General features: G+C 71.6%; 17 protein-coding genes. 11 read left to right on the top strand and 6 right to left on the bottom strand.

Annotation, left to right across the window (positions count from 1 at the left end; translation table 11 throughout):
- Positions 1 to 17: 17 nt before the first annotated feature.
- The 6 genes from ABME02_RS02695 (at position 18) to ABME02_RS02670 (ending at position 5,484) form a co-directional block, all read left to right on the top strand.
- Complete coding sequence (locus ABME02_RS02695; protein ID WP_353813729.1) at positions 18 to 1,115, top strand: extracellular solute-binding protein; 1,098 nt, start codon at positions 18 to 20, stop codon at positions 1,113 to 1,115.
- 110 nt (positions 1,116 to 1,225) lie between these two features.
- Positions 1,226 to 2,188, top strand: coding sequence for a 2-hydroxyacid dehydrogenase (locus tag ABME02_RS02690; RefSeq protein ID WP_154347123.1), 963 nt, complete (start codon positions 1,226 to 1,228; stop codon positions 2,186 to 2,188).
- A 54-nt stretch (positions 2,189 to 2,242) separates the two neighbouring features.
- Entirely contained in the window at positions 2,243 to 3,073 is an 831-nt protein-coding gene (gene kduI, locus ABME02_RS02685; RefSeq protein ID WP_154347125.1) for a 5-dehydro-4-deoxy-D-glucuronate isomerase, read from the top strand.
- A 77-nt stretch (positions 3,074 to 3,150) separates the two neighbouring features.
- On the top strand, positions 3,151 to 3,957 hold the full coding sequence (locus ABME02_RS02680; protein WP_353813728.1) for an IclR family transcriptional regulator: 807 nt from the start codon (positions 3,151 to 3,153) through the stop codon (positions 3,955 to 3,957).
- Positions 3,954 to 4,721, top strand: coding sequence for an SDR family oxidoreductase (locus ABME02_RS02675; RefSeq protein WP_353813727.1), 768 nt, complete (start codon positions 3,954 to 3,956; stop codon positions 4,719 to 4,721). The genes ABME02_RS02680 and ABME02_RS02675 overlap by 4 nt, the downstream gene beginning before the upstream one ends.
- A gap of 82 nt (positions 4,722 to 4,803) precedes the next feature.
- A complete protein-coding gene (locus ABME02_RS02670; RefSeq protein WP_353813726.1) occupies positions 4,804 to 5,484 on the top strand; it encodes an SDR family NAD(P)-dependent oxidoreductase in 681 nt (226 codons plus the stop codon).
- A gap of 25 nt (positions 5,485 to 5,509) precedes the next feature.
- Here the strand turns inward: ABME02_RS02670 and ABME02_RS02665 are convergent, their stop codons facing one another.
- Positions 5,510 to 7,258 (bottom strand): L-aspartate oxidase, encoded by a 1,749-nt coding sequence (locus ABME02_RS02665; protein ID WP_353813725.1) that lies wholly within the window; start codon positions 7,256 to 7,258, stop codon positions 5,510 to 5,512.
- Between the two features lie 77 nt (positions 7,259 to 7,335).
- Between ABME02_RS02665 and ABME02_RS02660 the strand changes: the two genes are divergently transcribed.
- A complete protein-coding gene (locus ABME02_RS02660; protein WP_436408226.1) occupies positions 7,336 to 8,274 on the top strand; it encodes a LysR family transcriptional regulator in 939 nt (312 codons plus the stop codon).
- 13 nt (positions 8,275 to 8,287) lie between these two features.
- Here the strand turns inward: ABME02_RS02660 and ABME02_RS02655 are convergent, their stop codons facing one another.
- Positions 8,288 to 8,614, bottom strand: a complete 327-nt coding sequence (locus ABME02_RS02655; protein ID WP_353813723.1) for a YciI family protein — start codon at positions 8,612 to 8,614, stop codon at positions 8,288 to 8,290.
- 417 nt (positions 8,615 to 9,031) lie between these two features.
- Here ABME02_RS02655 and ABME02_RS02650 point away from each other — a divergent pair, with 417 nt between their 5' ends.
- Together ABME02_RS02650 and ABME02_RS02645 are read left to right on the top strand one after the other, a co-directional pair.
- Positions 9,032 to 9,238, top strand: coding sequence for a glycoside hydrolase family 3 protein (locus ABME02_RS02650; protein WP_353813722.1), 207 nt, complete (start codon positions 9,032 to 9,034; stop codon positions 9,236 to 9,238).
- A 141-nt stretch (positions 9,239 to 9,379) separates the two neighbouring features.
- Positions 9,380 to 10,216: an aldo/keto reductase gene (locus ABME02_RS02645; protein WP_353813721.1), complete on the top strand. Its 837-nt coding sequence runs from the start codon at positions 9,380 to 9,382 to the stop codon at positions 10,214 to 10,216.
- A gap of 24 nt (positions 10,217 to 10,240) precedes the next feature.
- Here ABME02_RS02645 and ABME02_RS02640 read toward each other — a convergent pair whose 3' ends face one another.
- Together ABME02_RS02640 and ABME02_RS02635 are read right to left on the bottom strand one after the other, a co-directional pair.
- Positions 10,241 to 11,218 (bottom strand): zinc-binding dehydrogenase, encoded by a 978-nt coding sequence (locus ABME02_RS02640; RefSeq protein ID WP_353813720.1) that lies wholly within the window; start codon positions 11,216 to 11,218, stop codon positions 10,241 to 10,243.
- A 66-nt stretch (positions 11,219 to 11,284) separates the two neighbouring features.
- On the bottom strand, positions 11,285 to 11,746 hold the full coding sequence (locus tag ABME02_RS02635) for a MarR family winged helix-turn-helix transcriptional regulator (RefSeq protein ID WP_353813719.1): 462 nt from the start codon (positions 11,744 to 11,746) through the stop codon (positions 11,285 to 11,287).
- Between the two features lie 202 nt (positions 11,747 to 11,948).
- Between ABME02_RS02635 and ABME02_RS02630 the strand changes: the two genes are divergently transcribed.
- Both ABME02_RS02630 and ABME02_RS02625 read left to right on the top strand, forming a co-directional pair.
- Positions 11,949 to 13,382 carry a sensor histidine kinase gene (locus tag ABME02_RS02630; protein WP_353813718.1) on the top strand — a complete coding sequence of 478 codons (1,434 nt, stop codon included), beginning with the start codon at positions 11,949 to 11,951 and terminating at the stop codon, positions 13,380 to 13,382.
- Positions 13,376 to 14,017 (top strand): response regulator, encoded by a 642-nt coding sequence (locus ABME02_RS02625; RefSeq protein ID WP_353813717.1) that lies wholly within the window; start codon positions 13,376 to 13,378, stop codon positions 14,015 to 14,017. The genes ABME02_RS02630 and ABME02_RS02625 overlap by 7 nt, the downstream gene beginning before the upstream one ends.
- 75 nt (positions 14,018 to 14,092) lie before the next feature.
- Here the strand turns inward: ABME02_RS02625 and ABME02_RS02620 are convergent, their stop codons facing one another.
- Together ABME02_RS02620 and ABME02_RS02615 are read right to left on the bottom strand one after the other, a co-directional pair.
- Complete coding sequence (locus ABME02_RS02620; protein ID WP_353813716.1) at positions 14,093 to 15,619, bottom strand: PxKF domain-containing protein; 1,527 nt, start codon at positions 15,617 to 15,619, stop codon at positions 14,093 to 14,095.
- A gap of 166 nt (positions 15,620 to 15,785) precedes the next feature.
- Entirely contained in the window at positions 15,786 to 16,172 is a 387-nt protein-coding gene (locus tag ABME02_RS02615; protein WP_353813715.1) for a PPOX class F420-dependent oxidoreductase, read from the bottom strand.
- Between the last annotated feature and the right edge of the window lie 54 nt (positions 16,173 to 16,226).

Genomic DNA, 16,226 nt, shown 5'->3' with positions numbered 1-16,226 from the left:
GACACCTAGGAGCAGCCATGAGTACCATCCGTCGTCACCGCCTCCTCCTCGCAGGAGCGGCGACCCTCGCCTCGGCGATCGCCCTCACCTCGTGCGCGTCGAGCGGCACCGGCGCCTCGTCGGAGGACGGCGCCCTCAGCGGCGACATCCTCTTCTACGACACCAGCGGCGGGCAGGTGTGGGAGGAGCTCGACGCGACCCTGTTCGCCGACTTCACCGCCGCCACGGGCGTCACCGTGACCGACGACTACAACGAAGCCGCGACGAAGTTCTTCGCCGCCGCCGAGGCCGGTCAGGTGCCGTGGAGCCTCGCGTTCCTGCCCACCGTGAACGATGCCGAGAAGGCCGCCGAGGAGGGGTACCTCGCCGAGATCGACACGTCGATCGTGCCCGTCGACCAGCTCGTCGAGGGCACCTACAGCGACTACGGCATCGAAGTCGGCACGTTCGGCATGGTCCTCACGTGGGACGACGAGGCGTACCCCGGCGAGAAGCCGTCGGAGATGGCCGACCTCTGGGACCTCGACACGTTCCCCGGCAAGCGATGCTTCTTCAACAACCCCCAGTACGGTTGGACCCTCGAGGCCGCGCTCCTCGCCGACGGCGTCGCTCCCGACGCGCTCTACCCGCTCGACGTCGACCGTGCCCTCGCCAAGCTCGACGAGATCAAGGACGACATCACCTGGTGGACGAGCGGCGCCCAGTCGATCGAGTCCTTCGAGAACGGCTCGTGCGACATCGGCATCCTCTGGGCGAACCGCGCGTTCGTCGCGGCGTCCGAGAACGGCTTCCCCGCGTCGATCACGTGGAACGAGGCCGGCTACTCGAACTCCGTCTGGGCGATCCCCGCCGACGCGCCGAACGCCGCTGCGGCGCAGGAGCTCCTCGCGAACGTCATCGAGAACACCGACGGGCAGATCGCCTTCGCGAGCAAGGTGCCCACGCCGATCCCCGCGTCGGTCGTCGGCCTCGAGCCCGCCTCGTTCCCCTCGGGCGTGCAGCAGTTCCTCCCCATCGGCGACAACGTGACCGACTCGATCCGCCAGGACATCGGCTACTACTCCGAGAACATCGACGCCGTGCTCGACCAGTTCAACCGCTGGGTCGGCGAGTGACCTGGTGACCCCGTGATCCCGAACCGAGCGGATGCCGCGGCCGGCCGGCCGGCCGGCCGCGGCATCCGCGCGGCGCACCACACGAACGACCCCGAGAAGGAGCCACCCGGATGCGCATCGTCTGCATCGACACCGAAGCCCAGTACCGCGAGATCATCGAACGCGACGTCGTGACACCCCTGCGCGCCGCAGGCCACGAGTTCGCCTGGATCGAGGGCGGGCGATTCGACCGGCCCGAGGAGGCGATCGCCGCAGCACAGGGCTTCGAGGCGCTCTACATCATCGGCGACCAGGGCCCGCTGCCCGCAGGGCTGCTGGAGCAGACGCCGTCGCTTGAGCTCGTGAGCTTCGTCGGCACCGGTGCGCGCCGGTTCGTGGACATGGCCGAGGCCGAGCGCGCCGGCGTCACCGTGACGAACGTGCCCGACTTCGCGAGCCAGAGCGTCGCCGAGCACGCCATCGCCCTCATGTTCGCGGTCGCGCGCCGCGTCGTCGAGGGCGACGGCATCGTGCGCTCGGGCGGCTGGGCGAAGCACCAGGGGCTCAAGCTCGCGGGCTCGCGCATCGGCGTCGTCGGCGCCGGCGCCATCGGCGGCCGCGTCATCCGCCTCGCGAAGGGGCTCGGCATGGAGCCGGTCTACTGGAGCCGCACAGTCGACCCCGACCGCAGCGCCGCCCTCGGCGCCGAGCAGGTGAGCCTCGAGGAGCTCTTCGAGACCTCGCGCGTCGTGTCGGTCCACCTGACGCACTCGCCCGAGACTGATCGGCTCGTGAGTCGCGGGCTGCTCGAGCGGATGCGAGACGACGCGATCTTCGTGAACACCGCACGCGCCGAGGTCGTCGACGGCCGGGCGCTCGACGACCTGCTCGCCGCAGGGCGCATCTTCGGCGCCGGGATCGACGTGTTCACGGAGGAGCCGCCCGCGACCGACGGACTGCCCGCGATCGCGAGCAACGCCGTGCTCACCCCGCACATCGGCTTCCACACCGACGAGGCCGACGACGTGTTCCGCCTCGCCGCCGAGAACATCCTCGCGTTCGCCTCCGGCGAGCCGACGAACGTCATCCGCTAGCGCCACCTACCGGCGACACCCACCGAGCACCATCCATCGAGGGAGCAACATCGCATGCAGATCCGACACGCCTCACACCCCGACGACGTCGCAGCACTGTCCAAGGCCGCACTGCGCGAGCGCTTCGTCGCCGATGCGCTCTTCGTGCCGGGCGAGCAGGTGCTCGTCTACACCCACGAGGACCGCATGGTCATCGGCGGCGTCATGCCGATCCCCGGTGCCCCCATCGAACTCGAGGCGCCCGCCGCGCTGCGCAGCGAACGATTCTGCGATCGGCGCGAACTCGCGGTGGTGCAGATCGGCACGGCCGGCACGGTCACGGTCGACGGCGTCGAGTACGCACTCGAGCACCGCGACGTGCTCTACGTCGGCCAGGGATCCAGGAGCATCACGTTCGGCGCCACGAGTGCCGGCGAGGCCGCGTTCTACCTCGCCTCGGCGCTCTCGTTCAGCGGTCACCCGACGACGCTCGTCCGCCTGCAGGACGCGCTCACCACGCGGACCGGGGATGCCGCGACCGCGAATCGGCGCACCGTGCACAAGCACATCCACGCCGACGGGGTTCGCAGCGACCAGCTGGTCCTGGGCATCACCTCGCTCGAGCCCGGGAGCGTGTGGAACAGCATGCCGCCGCACACGCACGACCGTCGCACCGAGATCTACCTGTACTTCGGCCTGCCGGAGGGTCATCGCGTCCAGCACGTGATGGGCGAACCCGACGACACGCGCACCCTCGTGCTGTCGGATCGGGACGCGGTGATCTCGCCGAGCTGGTCGGTCCACTTCGGCTCCGGCACGACCGACTACGCGTTCGTCTGGGTCATGGCCGGCGAGAACCAGGCGTTCACCGACATGGACCAGGTCGCCGTCACGGCACTCGCATGAGACCGGTGGCCGCTACCGTAGGGGCCACCCCGCGACATCCGGTCGGCACCACAGAACCCACTCCGAGAGGAACCCCGATGGTCGACACGTCTGCGAGCCGGCGCGATGCCGGAGGCACGACTGGAACGCAAAGCGTTGACCGCGCGCTGCAGGTGCTGCTCCAGGTCGCGGAGAGTCCGCCGCCGGGTCTGACGCTCGCCGCCTGCAGCTCGATCCTCGGCTACTCCAAGCCGACGACGATGCGCATCCTGAGGACGCTCGAAGCGCGGCAGTTCCTCCGATTCGACGACGAGCTCGGCGTGTACACGCTCGGCCTCGCGACGGTCCAGCTCGGGGCGGAGTACCTGAACCGGCTCGACCTGCGCAGGGCGGCCCTTCCCTCGATGCGGGCCCTCGTCGAGGAGACGCAGGAGACCGCGCACCTCGGCGTGCTGAGCGGAACCGACGTCGTCTACATCGAGCTCGTCGACAGTCCGCACCCCGTGCGCGTCTTCAGCCGTGTCGGTACCGCGGTGCCCGCATATGCGACGGCGATCGGCAAGGCGATCCTGGCCTGGACTCCCGAGAGCACGCGGTCGGCCCACGTGCCGCAGCCGCTCGTGGCCCGCACGCCGTACACCATCGACTCCGAGGCGGCGCTCGAGGCCGATCTCGCCGAGACGCGCGAGCGCGGGTACGCGATCGACGATCAGGAGAATCGGGAGGGCATCCGAGGGTTCGCCGCCCCCGTCTTCGACTTCCAGGGCCGAGCGATCGCCGCGGTCAGCATCGCCGGCCCGGCGACCCGCGTCACGCCCGACGCCGCCGGGGACCTCGGTGCTCGCATCATCGAGACCGCGGGCGAGATCTCCGCGTCGATGGGGGCTCCCGGGAACGTGGCGTGAGCGCGGCGGGGGTCTCGGAGCGGACGCCACGTCTCGCGGTCGTGACGGGTGCGAGCAGGGGCATCGGTCGTGCGATCGCGCTGCGACTCGCTCGGGACGGTGCCGACATCGTCGGGGCGGGTTCATCGATCGACGGGCTCGCGGCCGTCGCCGCCGAGGTGCGCCGTCTGGGACGGCGGTTCCATCCGATGGCCGCGGACCTCGCGGATCCGGACGCCGCGCTCGGCCTCGCCGAGCGCATCGAGGATCAGCACGGCACGCCCGACGTGCTCGTGCAGGCTGCCGGCATCAATCGTCGGGCACCGGCAGTGGAGCACTCCACGCTGGACTGGGACGACGTCGTCGGAGTCAACCTGCGCTCGCCGTTCATCCTCGCGCGCGAGTTCGGCCGGGGGATGGTGCGGCGGGGGAGCGGGAGGATCGTCTTCGTCGCCTCGCTGCTAAGCTTCCAGGGTGGACTCACGGTGCCCGGCTATGCCGCGAGCAAGGGCGGGGTGGCGCAGCTCACGAAGGCGCTGGCGAACGAATGGGCCGCATCCGGCGTGAACGTCAACGCCATCGCCCCCGGCTACGTCGCGACCGACATGAACGACGCGCTGCAGGCCGACCCGGTGCGCCACCGGCAGATCTCGGAGCGGATCCCTGCGGGACGGTGGGCGCGCCCGGACGACATCGCCGGCGCGGTCGCCTTCCTCACGTCGCCTGACGCCGACTACGTGCACGGGGTCGTGCTGCCCGTCGACGGAGGGTGGCTCGCGCGCTGAGCGCCGCGATCCCGTGTCAGCACCCGTGAAAGGACTCACGGCGGCGATCGATGGGTCCGAGCCGACCGGTATCGTCGCCGGCATGGATCTCCAGTTGCAGGGTCGCGTCGTGCTCGTGGTCGGCGGGTCCGGGTACATCGGTTCCGCGATCGTCTCCCGACTGCGCGAGGAGGGCGCCGAGGTCGTGGCGGCGTCGCGTCGCGACACCGCCGAACTGGTGATGGACGGCGGCGACGACGCATCCGTCGCCGCCGGGTTCGCCCGGATCCTGGAGGACTTCGGGCGACTCGATGCGCTCGTCGTGACGGCGGCGCCGTCGGCGCGCACGCTCGACCCGTCGAAGAACTCGGACCCCGCCCAGGTGCTCGAGGGAGTCGACCGGAAGGCGATGACCTTCCTGCGACTGGCGAACGCCGCGCTCGGGCCGATGCAGGAGGCCGGATTCGGCCGGATCGTCGGCATCAGCGGGCAGAACGCCTACCTGACCGGCAACGTCACGGGGTCGGTTCGGAACGCGGCGCTGACGATCGCCGCCAAGGGGCTCGCCGACGCGGCGGCCGGCACGGGCGTCACCGTGAACGTCGTCAGCCCGGGCCTCGTGACGGACACGCCGTCCGCTGACGTCGAGGTCGCCCGCGCCGGCGAGTCCAGCCCCGACCAGATCGCCGACCTCGTCGCGTTCCTCGTGTCCCCGCGTGCGGGCGCCGTCTCGGGTGAGTCGATCAACATCGGCCACCGCGTCCTCGGGGTCACGCACCTCTGAGTCGCCGACATCGGCGGGCGCGCGACTACTCCACGAGCTTCCCGACCGTCGACACCTCGCGCTCCATGAGCGCCGCGATCTCGCCCGGGATCGGGGGGATCTCCTCGCGGGTCACCCCGGTCGACGGCGACCAGACGAGGTTGACCTGCAGCGCGGCATCCGTCTCGGGGAAGTCGGAGCGGTTGTGGCATCCGCGGGTCTCGCGTCGTTCGAGCGCGGCGTCCAGGGTCGCGCGAGCGGCGAGCGCCGCCGACTTCAGGTCGAAGGCGTGGGCGAGGTCCTGGTAGCCGGCCAGGTCGGGGTGCACGCCGATGTCGGCCATGCGGGCCTCGATCGCGTCGAGCTCCGCGAGGCCGGCGAGCAGCCCGGTTTCATCACGCACGACGCCCGCGTGCTCGGTCATGGTGTTCCGGATGGCGCGCTGCAGCGCGCGCACGTTCTCCGGGCCATCCGCTGCCAGCAGGTCGTCGATCTCGGCGCGGGCGGCCGCGACCGCGGTTGACGAGCGCCGCTGCGCGTCGAGCCCACGCGAGTAGGCGGCGGCCGCCTGCCCGACGATGCGCCCGAAGACGAGCAGCTCGATGAGCGAGTTGCCGCCGAGGCGGTTCGCGCCGTGCAGGCCGGAGGAGGCCTCGCCGATCGCGTACAGCCCCGGGACATCCGTGCCGTGGTCGTCGGGGCGCACCCACACGCCGCCCATCGAGTAGTGCGCGGTGGGCGCGATCTCGATCGGCTCCTGCGTGATGTCGCGCATCTGCAGCTCCAGCATCGTCTGGTACACCCGGGGGAGGCGCCGCATGATCGTCTCGCGGGGCAGGTGCGAGACGTCGAGCCAGACGCCGCCGTCGGGCGTGCCGCGGCCCTCCTTGATCTCGGTGTACGCGGCCAGCGCCACGCGGTCGCGGGTCGAGAGCTCCATCCGCTCGGGGTCGTACCTGGCCATGAAGCGCTCGCCGAGGGCGTTCGTGAGGATGCCGCCCTCGCCGCGCGCGGCCTCGCTGATGAGCGTGCCGGCGGCGTTCTCGGGCTCGAGGATGCCGGAGGGGTGGAACTGCACGAGCTCGGGGTCGCGCACCCGGCCGCCCGCCTCGACGGCGAGGCGCCACGAGTCGCCCGTGTTCTCGTCGCGCCGCGACGAGGTGCGGCGCCAGATGCGGTTGTGGCCGCCGGCGGCGAGGACGACGGCGTCGGCGTGGATGAGGTAGCGCGTGCCGTCCTCGAGGTCGAAGCCGTAGGCGCCGAAGACCGCGCCGTCGTCGTTCACGAGGATGCGCGTGACGTAGACCGTGTCGAGGATCGGCACGTTCAGCTGCGCGGCGCGGTTCACGAGCGTGCGCTGGATCTCGAGGCCGGTGTAATCGCCCGCGAACGCGGTGCGGCGGTAGGTGTGCGCGCCGAAGAAGCGCTGCGAGATGCGGCCGTCCTCCTCGCGGGCGAACGGCATGCCGTAGCGCTCGAGGTCCTGGATGCCGCGGGCCGCGCCCTTGGTCACGGCCTCGACGGTGCGCGGGTCGGCGAGGAGGTAACTCTCCTTCAGGGTGTCGGCGGCGTGCTGCTGCCAGCTGTCGTCGGCATCCATCGTGCCGAGGGCCGCGTTGATGCCGCCGGCGGCGAGCGAGGTGTGCGCGTCGGACCTGGCGCGCTTGCCGAGCGCGAGCACGTCGACGCCCGCCTCGGCGAGTTCGATCGCGGCGCGCAGGCCCGACCCGCCCGTGCCGATGACGAGGACGGTCGTGGAGAGCTGGCGTTCCCGAGCGTTGGCGAATGCAGGCATGCGAACCACGCTAGGTTGGGCGGTTACATCCGTCCAATGCATCTTCAGTGTCAGGATGATGCGTTTAGGCTATGGATATGAACCTCGAGCAACTCCGGTCGTTCGTCGAGGTCGCGCGGTTCGGCAACTTCACGCGCGCCGCCGAGGAGCTCTACCTCGCCCAGCCGTCGCTGAGCCGCCAGATCGCGGCACTCGAACAGGACCTCGGCGCCGAGCTCTTCCACCGCGCCCGGGGCGGTTCCACGCTCACGGTCGCGGGGGAGTCGCTGCTGCCCCTCGCGCGCCGCATGCTCGCCGACGCCGAGTCGGTGCGGCGCGAACTCGCGGAACTCGCCGGCCTCGAGCGCGGCCGCGTGCGCCTCGGCGCCACGCCGACCCTCTGCATCAGCCTCGTCGCCGAGGTGCTCAGCACCTTCCACGCCGAGCATCCGGCCATCGAGCTGCACCTCTCGGAACGGGGCTCGCGGGCCCTCCTCGACCAGCTGGCCGGCGGCGAGCTCGACCTCGCGCTCGTGACCACGACGGATGCCACGTCCCCGGGCCGCGTCACCGTGACGCCGCTGCTCGTCGAGGAGCTCGTGGTCGTGTCATCCGCTGCTGCGCCGCCCGTCACGTCGCGCGAGACGATCTCGCTCGCCGAGGTCGCGAGGCTGCCTCAGGTCGTCTTCAGCTCGACCTACGACCTGCGGGCGGCGACGGATGCCGCGTTCCGCGCCGCATCGCTCGACCCCGAGGTCGTGCTCGAGGGTGCGGAGATGGACGCCGTGCTCCGGTTCGTCGAGCGCGGACTCGGCGTCGCCATCGTGCCCGCGCTCGTACTCATCGACCGGCCCGGGCTGCGCGCGGTGCGGCTCGCCGAGCGCGCGCTCGACCGGACGATCAGCCTGGCGATGCCGGCGGACGTCGCGCCGACCGCCGCCGTCGAGGTCATGCGACGCACGATCGCGGCGGAGGCGACGGCGTTCGCGGCGCGGGCGGGGGAGACGATGCGGGTGGTCGACGCCGGCGGCGCCTGACCCGCGGCGCTGGTCACATGCCCGGGATCTCCAGGGCCTCCAGCACCTCGATCGTGCCGACCTTCAGGTGCGGGTGGGCGTCCATGAGGGCGACGGCCGCGTCGGCATCCGCCGCCTCGACGATCGAGTAGCCCGCGACATCCGACGACGACGCGGAGGCGCCGGACGCGCCGACGGCCCGGCCGTTGCCGACCGGCGATCCGAAGTCGGCGAGGGCATCGCCGACCTTGCCGGCCCACGCCATCCACTCCTGCATCTCGGCCTGGCCCTCCTCGGGCGACTGCTGCATCTGCTCCTCCGCGCTCACGTCGGCCCGGTACAGCACGAGGTACTTCGCCATCTCCGCTTCCCCTTCGTCAGGGGCGCGGCGTCGACCTCGTGACGAGCGTCGACGCGCGCCATCGGGGCGAACGGTACTCCGGAAGGCGCCGCGCCGCAGCATCCGCATCGGGCGGACATCGAGTGCCAGGGGGTCGACGTCGGGGTGTCGCCGGTCCAGCGCCGGCGCAGCTGGTGCGCCACGGCCTCGGGTCGCCGGTCATCGACGGGTACGAGGGCCTCGACGGCGAGAGCCTCTACGGCGAGTCGGACGTCTGCGTCATCCAGGGCGGGGGCGCCTGCACGGACGATCGCCTGCGATTCGGCGGTTCGTTCCCGTGGGAGACGAGCGTCACCGACTTCACCGGCATGGCCGACGCCGAGTCGTGGCAGGTCACGCCGTCGCTCGACACGGTCCAGCAGGTCATGTCGGAGGTGGGTGCGGAGAACACCGCACTTCGGCAACAGCACGTCGGCGCTGATGGACGTCGTGTCGGGCGAGTTCAGCCCGAAGGGCCGGATGCCGTTCGCGCTCGCCGGAACGCGGGAGGCCATCGTCCAGCAGCACAGCGACACCCCGGGCTACGACGAGACGGACGACGGGGCGCTCTACCCGTTCGGCTTCGGTCTCACCTACGAGGAGTGACCGCCACTCGAGCGAGCTGAGGCGGCGGGCCGCCTTCGGGTGGCCCGCCGTTCCCGTCCGCTCGTGCTCCGCGCCGGTGGCCGGATCGCGGTAGGTTACGGGCGTGGCGTCCGCATCGCAGCGAGGCATCGGATGACGGGGTTGGCGTTGCCGGCCCCGGGCATCGTGCTCGGCGTCGCCTCCCTGGTGCTCAAGGAGGGCGCGACGATCGACGGGGCGCTCGCCGTGGTGCGAGCCGCCGTCGACGCCGGCGTGGCTGCCATCGACACGGCTCGCGCGTACGCCACGGTCGACGACGATGCGGCGGGGGAGCGGATCGCGCAGGCGGCTCGCGTGCAGTCGCCGGGCATCCCGATCATCACCAAGGCCGGGCACTTCCGGCTCGGCCGGGCCGCCTGGGATTCCGACACGAGCGCGGAGCGCGTCCGGGCCGACGCGCTGCGCAGCCGCGAGGTGCTCGGGGCTCCGCCGTCGCTGCTGCTCCTGCACCGGACCGATCGGGTCGACGACCTCGACGCGTCCGTCCGCGAGCTCGCGGCGCTCCGCGACGAGGGCGTCGTGCAGGCGATCGGCCTGTCGAACGCGACGGTCGAGCAGCTCGAGCGAGCCCGTTCGATCACGACGCTCGACGCCGTCGAGAACCGGTTCGCGCTGGGCATCGACGAGGCCGCCGAGTACCGCTACTGCCGTGACGCCGGCATCCCGTTCCTCGCCTACGCACCGTTCGGCGGACCGAAGGCCGACCCGCTCGCGACGCACGTGCCCCACGTCGCGGCGATCGCCCTCGATCGGGACGTCTCGGTGCATCGCGCCGCGCTCGCGGCGATGCTCGACGCGATGCCCGGTGCGTGGCCGGTCATCGGCTCGACGCGGATCGACTCGGTCGTCGACTCGCTCGCCGCGGTCGACCTCGCGGTCGACGACGACCTGCGCACGGCGTTCGCCGGTGACCTCCGGGCGCGCGGGATCGCGATCTAGCGCGGCCGGAGGTCGGGCCCGAGGCTACGGACGAAGCAGCACCTTGCCCACCCGGCCGGCGGTCGTGCTCGCCTCGACCGCCTCGGCGATGTCGTCGAACGCGTACGTGCCGGCGACCGGCAGGGTGAGTTCGCCCGCGAGGACGTGCCCCATGAGCTGACCGAACAGCATCGACCTGGTGTCGGCGTCCATGTCGCGGCTCACTCGGCTGCCCCAGAATCCCCGGATGGTGAGCTGCTTGAAGATCACGTCGCCGGAGGGGATGCGCATGTCGGGCGAGTGCATCGCCCCGAACACCACGAGCGTGCCCTGGTCGCCGAGCAGCGAGACCACGTCGGCCGACGCGTCGCCGCCCACCGAGTCGACGCCCGCGACGATCGGCGCGCCGCCGGTGAGCGCGGCGACCTCGTCGCGCCATCCGTCGGCCTCGGTCGACACGACGTTCGCGATACCCTGCTCGCGGAGTTCGGTCACGCCCTCGGCGCGCCGCACGAGACCGATGACGTTGATCCCGCGCGCCGCTCCGATCTGCGCGACCATGCGGCCCACCGCGCCGTTCGCCGCGTTCTGCACCATCCAGTCGCCCGGCTCCAGGTCCAGCGAGTGCAGCAGGCTGACCGCGCTGAACGGCATCGAGACGAGCTGTGCCGCCGCCTCGTCGGGGAGCCCGTCCGGCACCGGGATGAGCCCGGCGGCGCCGGCGACGAAGTACTCGGCCCAGACGCCGAACGTGCCGCCGGTGACGACGCGCTGGCCGACCTGGAGCCCGGTCACGTCGTCGCCCAGCGCGTCCACGACGCCCACGGCCTCCGTGCCCGCGGCGGCGGGAAGCTCGGGCTTGAAGCCATAGGTGCCGCGCACCGTCCACAGGTCGTGGTTGTGGATCGTCGCGAGCAGCGTGCGGACGCGGACCTGGCCCGGCCCCGGCTCGGGGAGCGGCCGCTCCTCGACCGCGAGCACGGTCTCGGGGGCGCCGAAGGTGGAGTGGATGAGGGCGCGCATGACGCGGCTCCTTTCGTTTCGCGTTCGTCGGCCGCCGACAGGGCGGCCGAGGTCAGGTGAGCCGGCTCAGCCGCCGGCGGGTGAGGTCGCGTCGGGCCCGGACGCCGCGGCCGCGTGCATCGACGCCGTGACGCCCTGCAGCGTGCGGATGAGCGATTCCGCGTCGCCCTCGCGCACCCCGGCCGCCTCGGCGATCCGGGCGGGGAGGTGCGCCAGCTCGGCGCGCAGCGTGGTGCCGCGCTCGCCGATGGCGACCGTGACGACCCGTTCGTCGGACGAGCTCCGGGCCCGAGCGACGAGCCCGGACTGCTCCATTCGGCGCAGCAGCGGCGAGAGCGTGCCCGAGTCGAGCTGCAGCAGGTCGCCGAGCGAGGTGACGGTCTGCTCGCCCTCGCGCCAGAGCGCGACGAGCACGAGGTACTGCGGGTAGGTCAGGCCCCAGGGTTCGAGCAGCGTGCGGTACAGCTGCGTCGTCGCCCGGGAGGCGGCGTACAGCGAGAAGCACACCATCTCATCCGTCACGACCATCGCAGAATGATTGCACACAATTGAATTGTGCACAACTTATACGCCCCGAACGACCCGGCTTCGGCCGTCGGCCCCACTAGAATCGCTGCACCGAGCGGCGCAGCCGCCGCGCGCAGGGCGAACCGGGGGTGCGTTCGTGGGTGACGAGGTCGAGACGGCTTCTCTTCGCTGTGCGGTGCCCGGCGCCTCGAGCAGACGTGGCGTGCGACCGGGTTCCCGCCGGCCGCCCTCCGCCCCGACGCCGACCCCCAGGCATCCGCGCTCGTGGTCGCCGCTCACGGTCGCGACCTGGGCCTTCTGCATCCTCGTCACGGCCTCCATGCTGTGGAGTCCGTACGTCGCGTTCGGGTTCCCGAACCGATCACTGCATCTCGTGCTCGACTCGATCGACAGCTGCGTCGCCCTGTTCGTGGCCTACCTGCTCCACAATCGCTTCATCCGCCGGGGCCGGCTCCAGGACTGGCTGCTGTGCGAGGCGCTCGTGCTCCTCGGCCTCGCGAGCCTCGTGGTCACGTACGTGATCGAGGACGTCGTGGGCATCCGCGACGGCCGGCTCAACGTCTGGCTGCCGCTGACCATGCGGGTCATCGGGGCGATCACGGTGCTCGCCGCGGCGCTCGTCGGCGACCGCATCGGCCCGCGGTGGCTCCGTCGCTGGACGATGGCCGCGCCGGTGCTGCTGATCGCCGTCGTCGCGACCGTGCTGTGGGCGGCCGGCGACCTGCTGCCGATCGCGCTCGGCGAGGATCTCACGGACGACTCGGCGGTCGACCCCCTGCTCGCGGGGCATCCGCTGCTCATCGCCGGCCAGGCCGTCGGGGCCCTCTCATTCCTCGTCGCCTCGGTGATCGTCGCCCGGCAGGCGGCTCACCGCAACGACGAATTGCTGCGCTGGCTCGCGCCCGCGTGCACGCTCGCGGGCTTCGCGCGTCTCAACTACCTGTTGTACCCGTCGCTCTACACGGACTGGTTGTACACGGGCGACGCGCTTCGCACGGCGTGCTACGTGCTGCTGCTCGTGGGCGCGCTCCGCGAGCTGCAGCTGTACTGGAGCGCGCAATCGCAGGTCGCGGTGGTCGAGGACCGTCGGCGGCTCGCGCGCGAACTGCATGATGGAGTCATGCAGGAACTGGCATACATCCGCGTCGAGTCCTCGATGCTGCCCGAGCAGACGGCGTCGAAGCGGCAGATCTCGGAGGCGGCCGTGCGCGCGCTCGACGAGGCGAGGGCCGCGGTCAACGCGCTCGGCAGCGTGGACGACGAACCCCTCGGCTACGTGCTGCATCGCGCCGCGCGCGAACTCGCGGGGCGCTACGACGTGCACCTCGAGGTCGACCTCGACGACTCCATCACCGCCGATCGCGACCAGCGGCACGCCCTGGTGCGCATCATGCGCGAAGCGGTCGTCAACGCCGTGCGGCACGGTGACGCTCGGCTCGTCCGCGTGCGCCTCCTCGAGGCTGGCGGCGCGCGGCGGCTCACGATCGAGGACGACGGCTCGGGCTTCGACGTCGACGCGGGGACGACCGGCGGCTACGGGCTCGTCAGCATGCGCGACCGGGCGAAGCGCCTGCCCGGGGCGATGCGGATCGAGTCCGCTCCCGGTAGCGGAAGCACGGTGACGGTCACGTGGTAGCCGAACCGATCACCGTCGTGCTCGCCGACGACCATGCGCCGATGCGCGACGCCGTTCGGCGTGGGCTCGAGGCGGGCGGATGCCGCGTGGTCGGCGAAGGGGCGACCGCCGACGAGGCCGTCGCGCTCGTCGTGGAGCACCGCCCGAACGTGGCGCTCCTCGACATCCACATGCCCGGCAACGGCATCCGGGCCGCCGACGACATCAGCCGCGCCGTCCCCACGACCGCGATCGTCATGCTCACGCAGTCGCGCGAGGACGACGACCTGTTCGACTCGCTCCGGGCGGGCGCGGTCGGGTACCTCCTGAAGGATGCCGCGCCGCAGTCGCTCGCCGACACGCTCCGCGGCGTCCTCGCGGGCGAGGCGGCGATGCCACCGGCACTCGTGACGAGGATCCTCGACGAGTTCCGCGGGCCGGCCCGGCGGCGGTTCGGGCGTGGGTCGCCGGCCGCGGCGAAGCTGAGCACGCGCGAGTGGGAGGTCATGGACCTGCTGCGCCAGGGCAACAGCACCGACGAGGTCGCCGGACGGCTGTTCCTGTCGCCGACGACGGTGCGGGTGCACGTGTCATCCGTGCTCAGGAAGCTGTCCGTGCGGGATCGGGCCAGCGCGTTCCGCCTGCTCGAGCAGTAGCGCCGGCGAACATCATCGAGGGGGCCGCGAGCGATGCTCGCGACCCCCTCGATCCCGGGGAGGGGCCGACCGTGCCTACTTCAGCATGAAGTTCGCGCTGATGCTGGACCCGTCGTCCGTCGTCATGGTGACCGTGTAGCAGGCGCCCGGCTTCTTCGGGGTCTGCCAGTTCTGGATGAACTGGCCGCCCGTGGCGTCGTACCGGAGCGCAGTGCCGCCGGTGGTGGTGAACTCGATATCGTCGATCTTCGCCGTGGCGCCCGGGCAGGTCGTCGGCGTGGCGGTGAAGCGGTCGACCACCGAGGTGTCGGTGAACTCCTTCGCGCCCGCGAAGACCTCGAACTTGAGCGGCACGGTGCTGCCGCCCTTCACGGTGTTCCACGTGCCGCCCATGTCGACGGGGCTGTAGAAGCCGCCGAGGTTCCACGCGAGGACGGTGTACGACAGGGTCGTGGTCGCGACGTTGCCCGCGCGATCGGTCGCGGTCGCGGTCAGCGTGTGCGGACCGACGGCCGTGCTGTAGCCGGTGACGGTGCACGCCGACGCGAGGCCCGAGAGCTCGTCGGAGGCGTCGCAGGTCGGGGCGGCCGGCACCTCGCCGAAGTAGTGCGACGAGCCGAAGGAACCCGAGAACCCGACCGTCGGTTTGGTGAGGTCGATGTTGATGCCCGTCACGGTGTCGGTGGCCGTGTTGCCGGCCCAGTCGACCGCGGTGCCCGTGACCGACTGGTTCTCGCCCTCGCCGAGGGTCGTCTTCGGGGTGCACGACTGGATGCCGGAGCCGCCGAGGTCGGCGCAGTCGAACGTCACGTCGACCTCGGTCTTGTACCAGCCGGCGGCGTTGGGGGTGGCGGGGTCGATCGTGTGACCGATCGTCGGCGCGCCCGTGTCGACGATGGAGTACGTCACCGTCGCGGTGTCGGCAGCCAGGCCGCCCTGATCGGTGTAGTCGCACGTGGCGGTCAGCGTGCCGAGGCCGTGCGAGAGCGTGCCGGTGACGACCGCGGGGAAGGAGCTCGGGCCGTCCTCGGCGTCGGTGACGGCGCACGTGGGCGTCGGCTCGGAGCCGATCTCGTAGGGCTGGGCCGAGACGCCCTGGACCGTGACCGACGGCTTCGTGTTCGTCGGCTGCGGCTGGGTCACAACGATGGGAATGACCACGTCGTTGAGGTACTTGCCTCCGCCGGCCGGCCCGGAGAGGATGGTCGCCGTGGCGGTGCCGCTCTCGGCGCCGGACTCGGCGGAGAACGTGACGGTGAAGAAGACGCCGCACGACGTGATCTCCAGCGGATCGGGGTTCGCGTTGACCCCTGCGGGAGTGACGATGTCGAGCACGAGCGGCGCGTCCCCGGCGTCGATATTGCAGCCGTCATCGGGGTCGCCTCCCATGCCGCCCCCACCTCCCGCGCTGTTCGCGATGAGACGGATTCCGGCGCCCTGCGTCGTCGCGCTTCCAGCGACGAGCGTCAGCGGGGCATCCGACGCCTGGATCGAATCGGCGATGGTGTCGGCGTGCGCGACCAGTGCGCTGCCGAACACGGCGGCCGCGGTGAGGAGCGCGGTGGCCGAGGCCACGCCCGCGCGTCTGATGCGTCGTTTCATGCGTCGTTCCCATTCCAAGTCGTTCGGCCGTTCCCCCCTCGGGAGGCCGTCGGATCGACGCTAGGCACGCTCGCGACGCAGGAGAACCTGTCGCGCGTTCAGATCCCTGAACATCGACCCGAACGGGGGGTAGATCGGGCCCGGTCTCGGGCGAATAGCGTGCTGGTCAGCCTGCGTCCGGCCGCATGCCGGTCGAACCGAGCACCCGCTCGACGGTCAGCTCGAGCACGATCCGATTCGGATTCGGGCGCGGCTGGCGGTATCGGGCGGCGTAGAGCTCGACGGCGAACGCGACCGCCTCGGGATCCGCGAGGATGCGGACCGGCCCTTCGAAGCTGATCCACCTCGCTCCGTCGACCGTGTTCACGCTCGCGCGTCCGTGGCGCTCGGCGTTGAGGAACTTCTGCGATCCGCGGCTGCCGATCACCCGGACGATGCCGTCGAGGTAGGTGATCCCGACGGGCACCGAGTGGATCCGGCCGTCACGGCCGATCGTCGAGAGCGTCGCGAGGTGGCGCTCGGCCAGGAACTCGCGTGCGGCGTCGGTGATCATCTCGTCTCGTACCCCAACCTTCACGGCGATCCGGCGTCCGCCGCCGCCGCATCA

This window comes from Agromyces zhanjiangensis, assembly GCF_040496055.1.
Lineage (GTDB): Bacteria > Actinomycetota > Actinomycetes > Actinomycetales > Microbacteriaceae > Agromyces > Agromyces zhanjiangensis.
This window is presented reverse-complemented; position numbering and strand designations above follow the sequence as displayed.

Bases quoted from the DNA above. Each gene is read 5' to 3' on its own strand.
- ABME02_RS02640 (WP_353813720.1), bottom strand. From the start codon at position 11,218: ATGCGCGCCCTCATCCACTCCACCTTCGGCGCCCCCGAGACCGTGCTC.
- ABME02_RS02615 (WP_353813715.1), bottom strand. From the start codon at position 16,172: ATGATCACCGACGCCGCACGCGAGTTCCTGGCCGAGCGCCACCTCGCG.
- ABME02_RS02680 (WP_353813728.1), top strand. From the start codon at position 3,151: ATGGTCGACACGTCTGCGAGCCGGCGCGATGCCGGAGGCACGACTGGA.
- ABME02_RS02635 (WP_353813719.1), bottom strand. From the start codon at position 11,746: ATGGTCGTGACGGATGAGATGGTGTGCTTCTCGCTGTACGCCGCCTCC.
- ABME02_RS02695 (WP_353813729.1), top strand. From the start codon at position 18: ATGAGTACCATCCGTCGTCACCGCCTCCTCCTCGCAGGAGCGGCGACC.
- ABME02_RS02620 (WP_353813716.1), bottom strand. From the start codon at position 15,619: ATGAAACGACGCATCAGACGCGCGGGCGTGGCCTCGGCCACCGCGCTC.
- ABME02_RS02670 (WP_353813726.1), top strand. From the start codon at position 4,804: ATGGATCTCCAGTTGCAGGGTCGCGTCGTGCTCGTGGTCGGCGGGTCC.
- ABME02_RS02665 (WP_353813725.1), bottom strand. From the start codon at position 7,258: ATGCCTGCATTCGCCAACGCTCGGGAACGCCAGCTCTCCACGACCGTC.
- ABME02_RS02690 (WP_154347123.1), top strand. From the start codon at position 1,226: ATGCGCATCGTCTGCATCGACACCGAAGCCCAGTACCGCGAGATCATC.
- kduI (WP_154347125.1), top strand. From the start codon at position 2,243: ATGCAGATCCGACACGCCTCACACCCCGACGACGTCGCAGCACTGTCC.
- ABME02_RS02660 (WP_436408226.1), top strand. From the start codon at position 7,336: ATGAACCTCGAGCAACTCCGGTCGTTCGTCGAGGTCGCGCGGTTCGGC.
- ABME02_RS02655 (WP_353813723.1), bottom strand. From the start codon at position 8,614: ATGGCGAAGTACCTCGTGCTGTACCGGGCCGACGTGAGCGCGGAGGAG.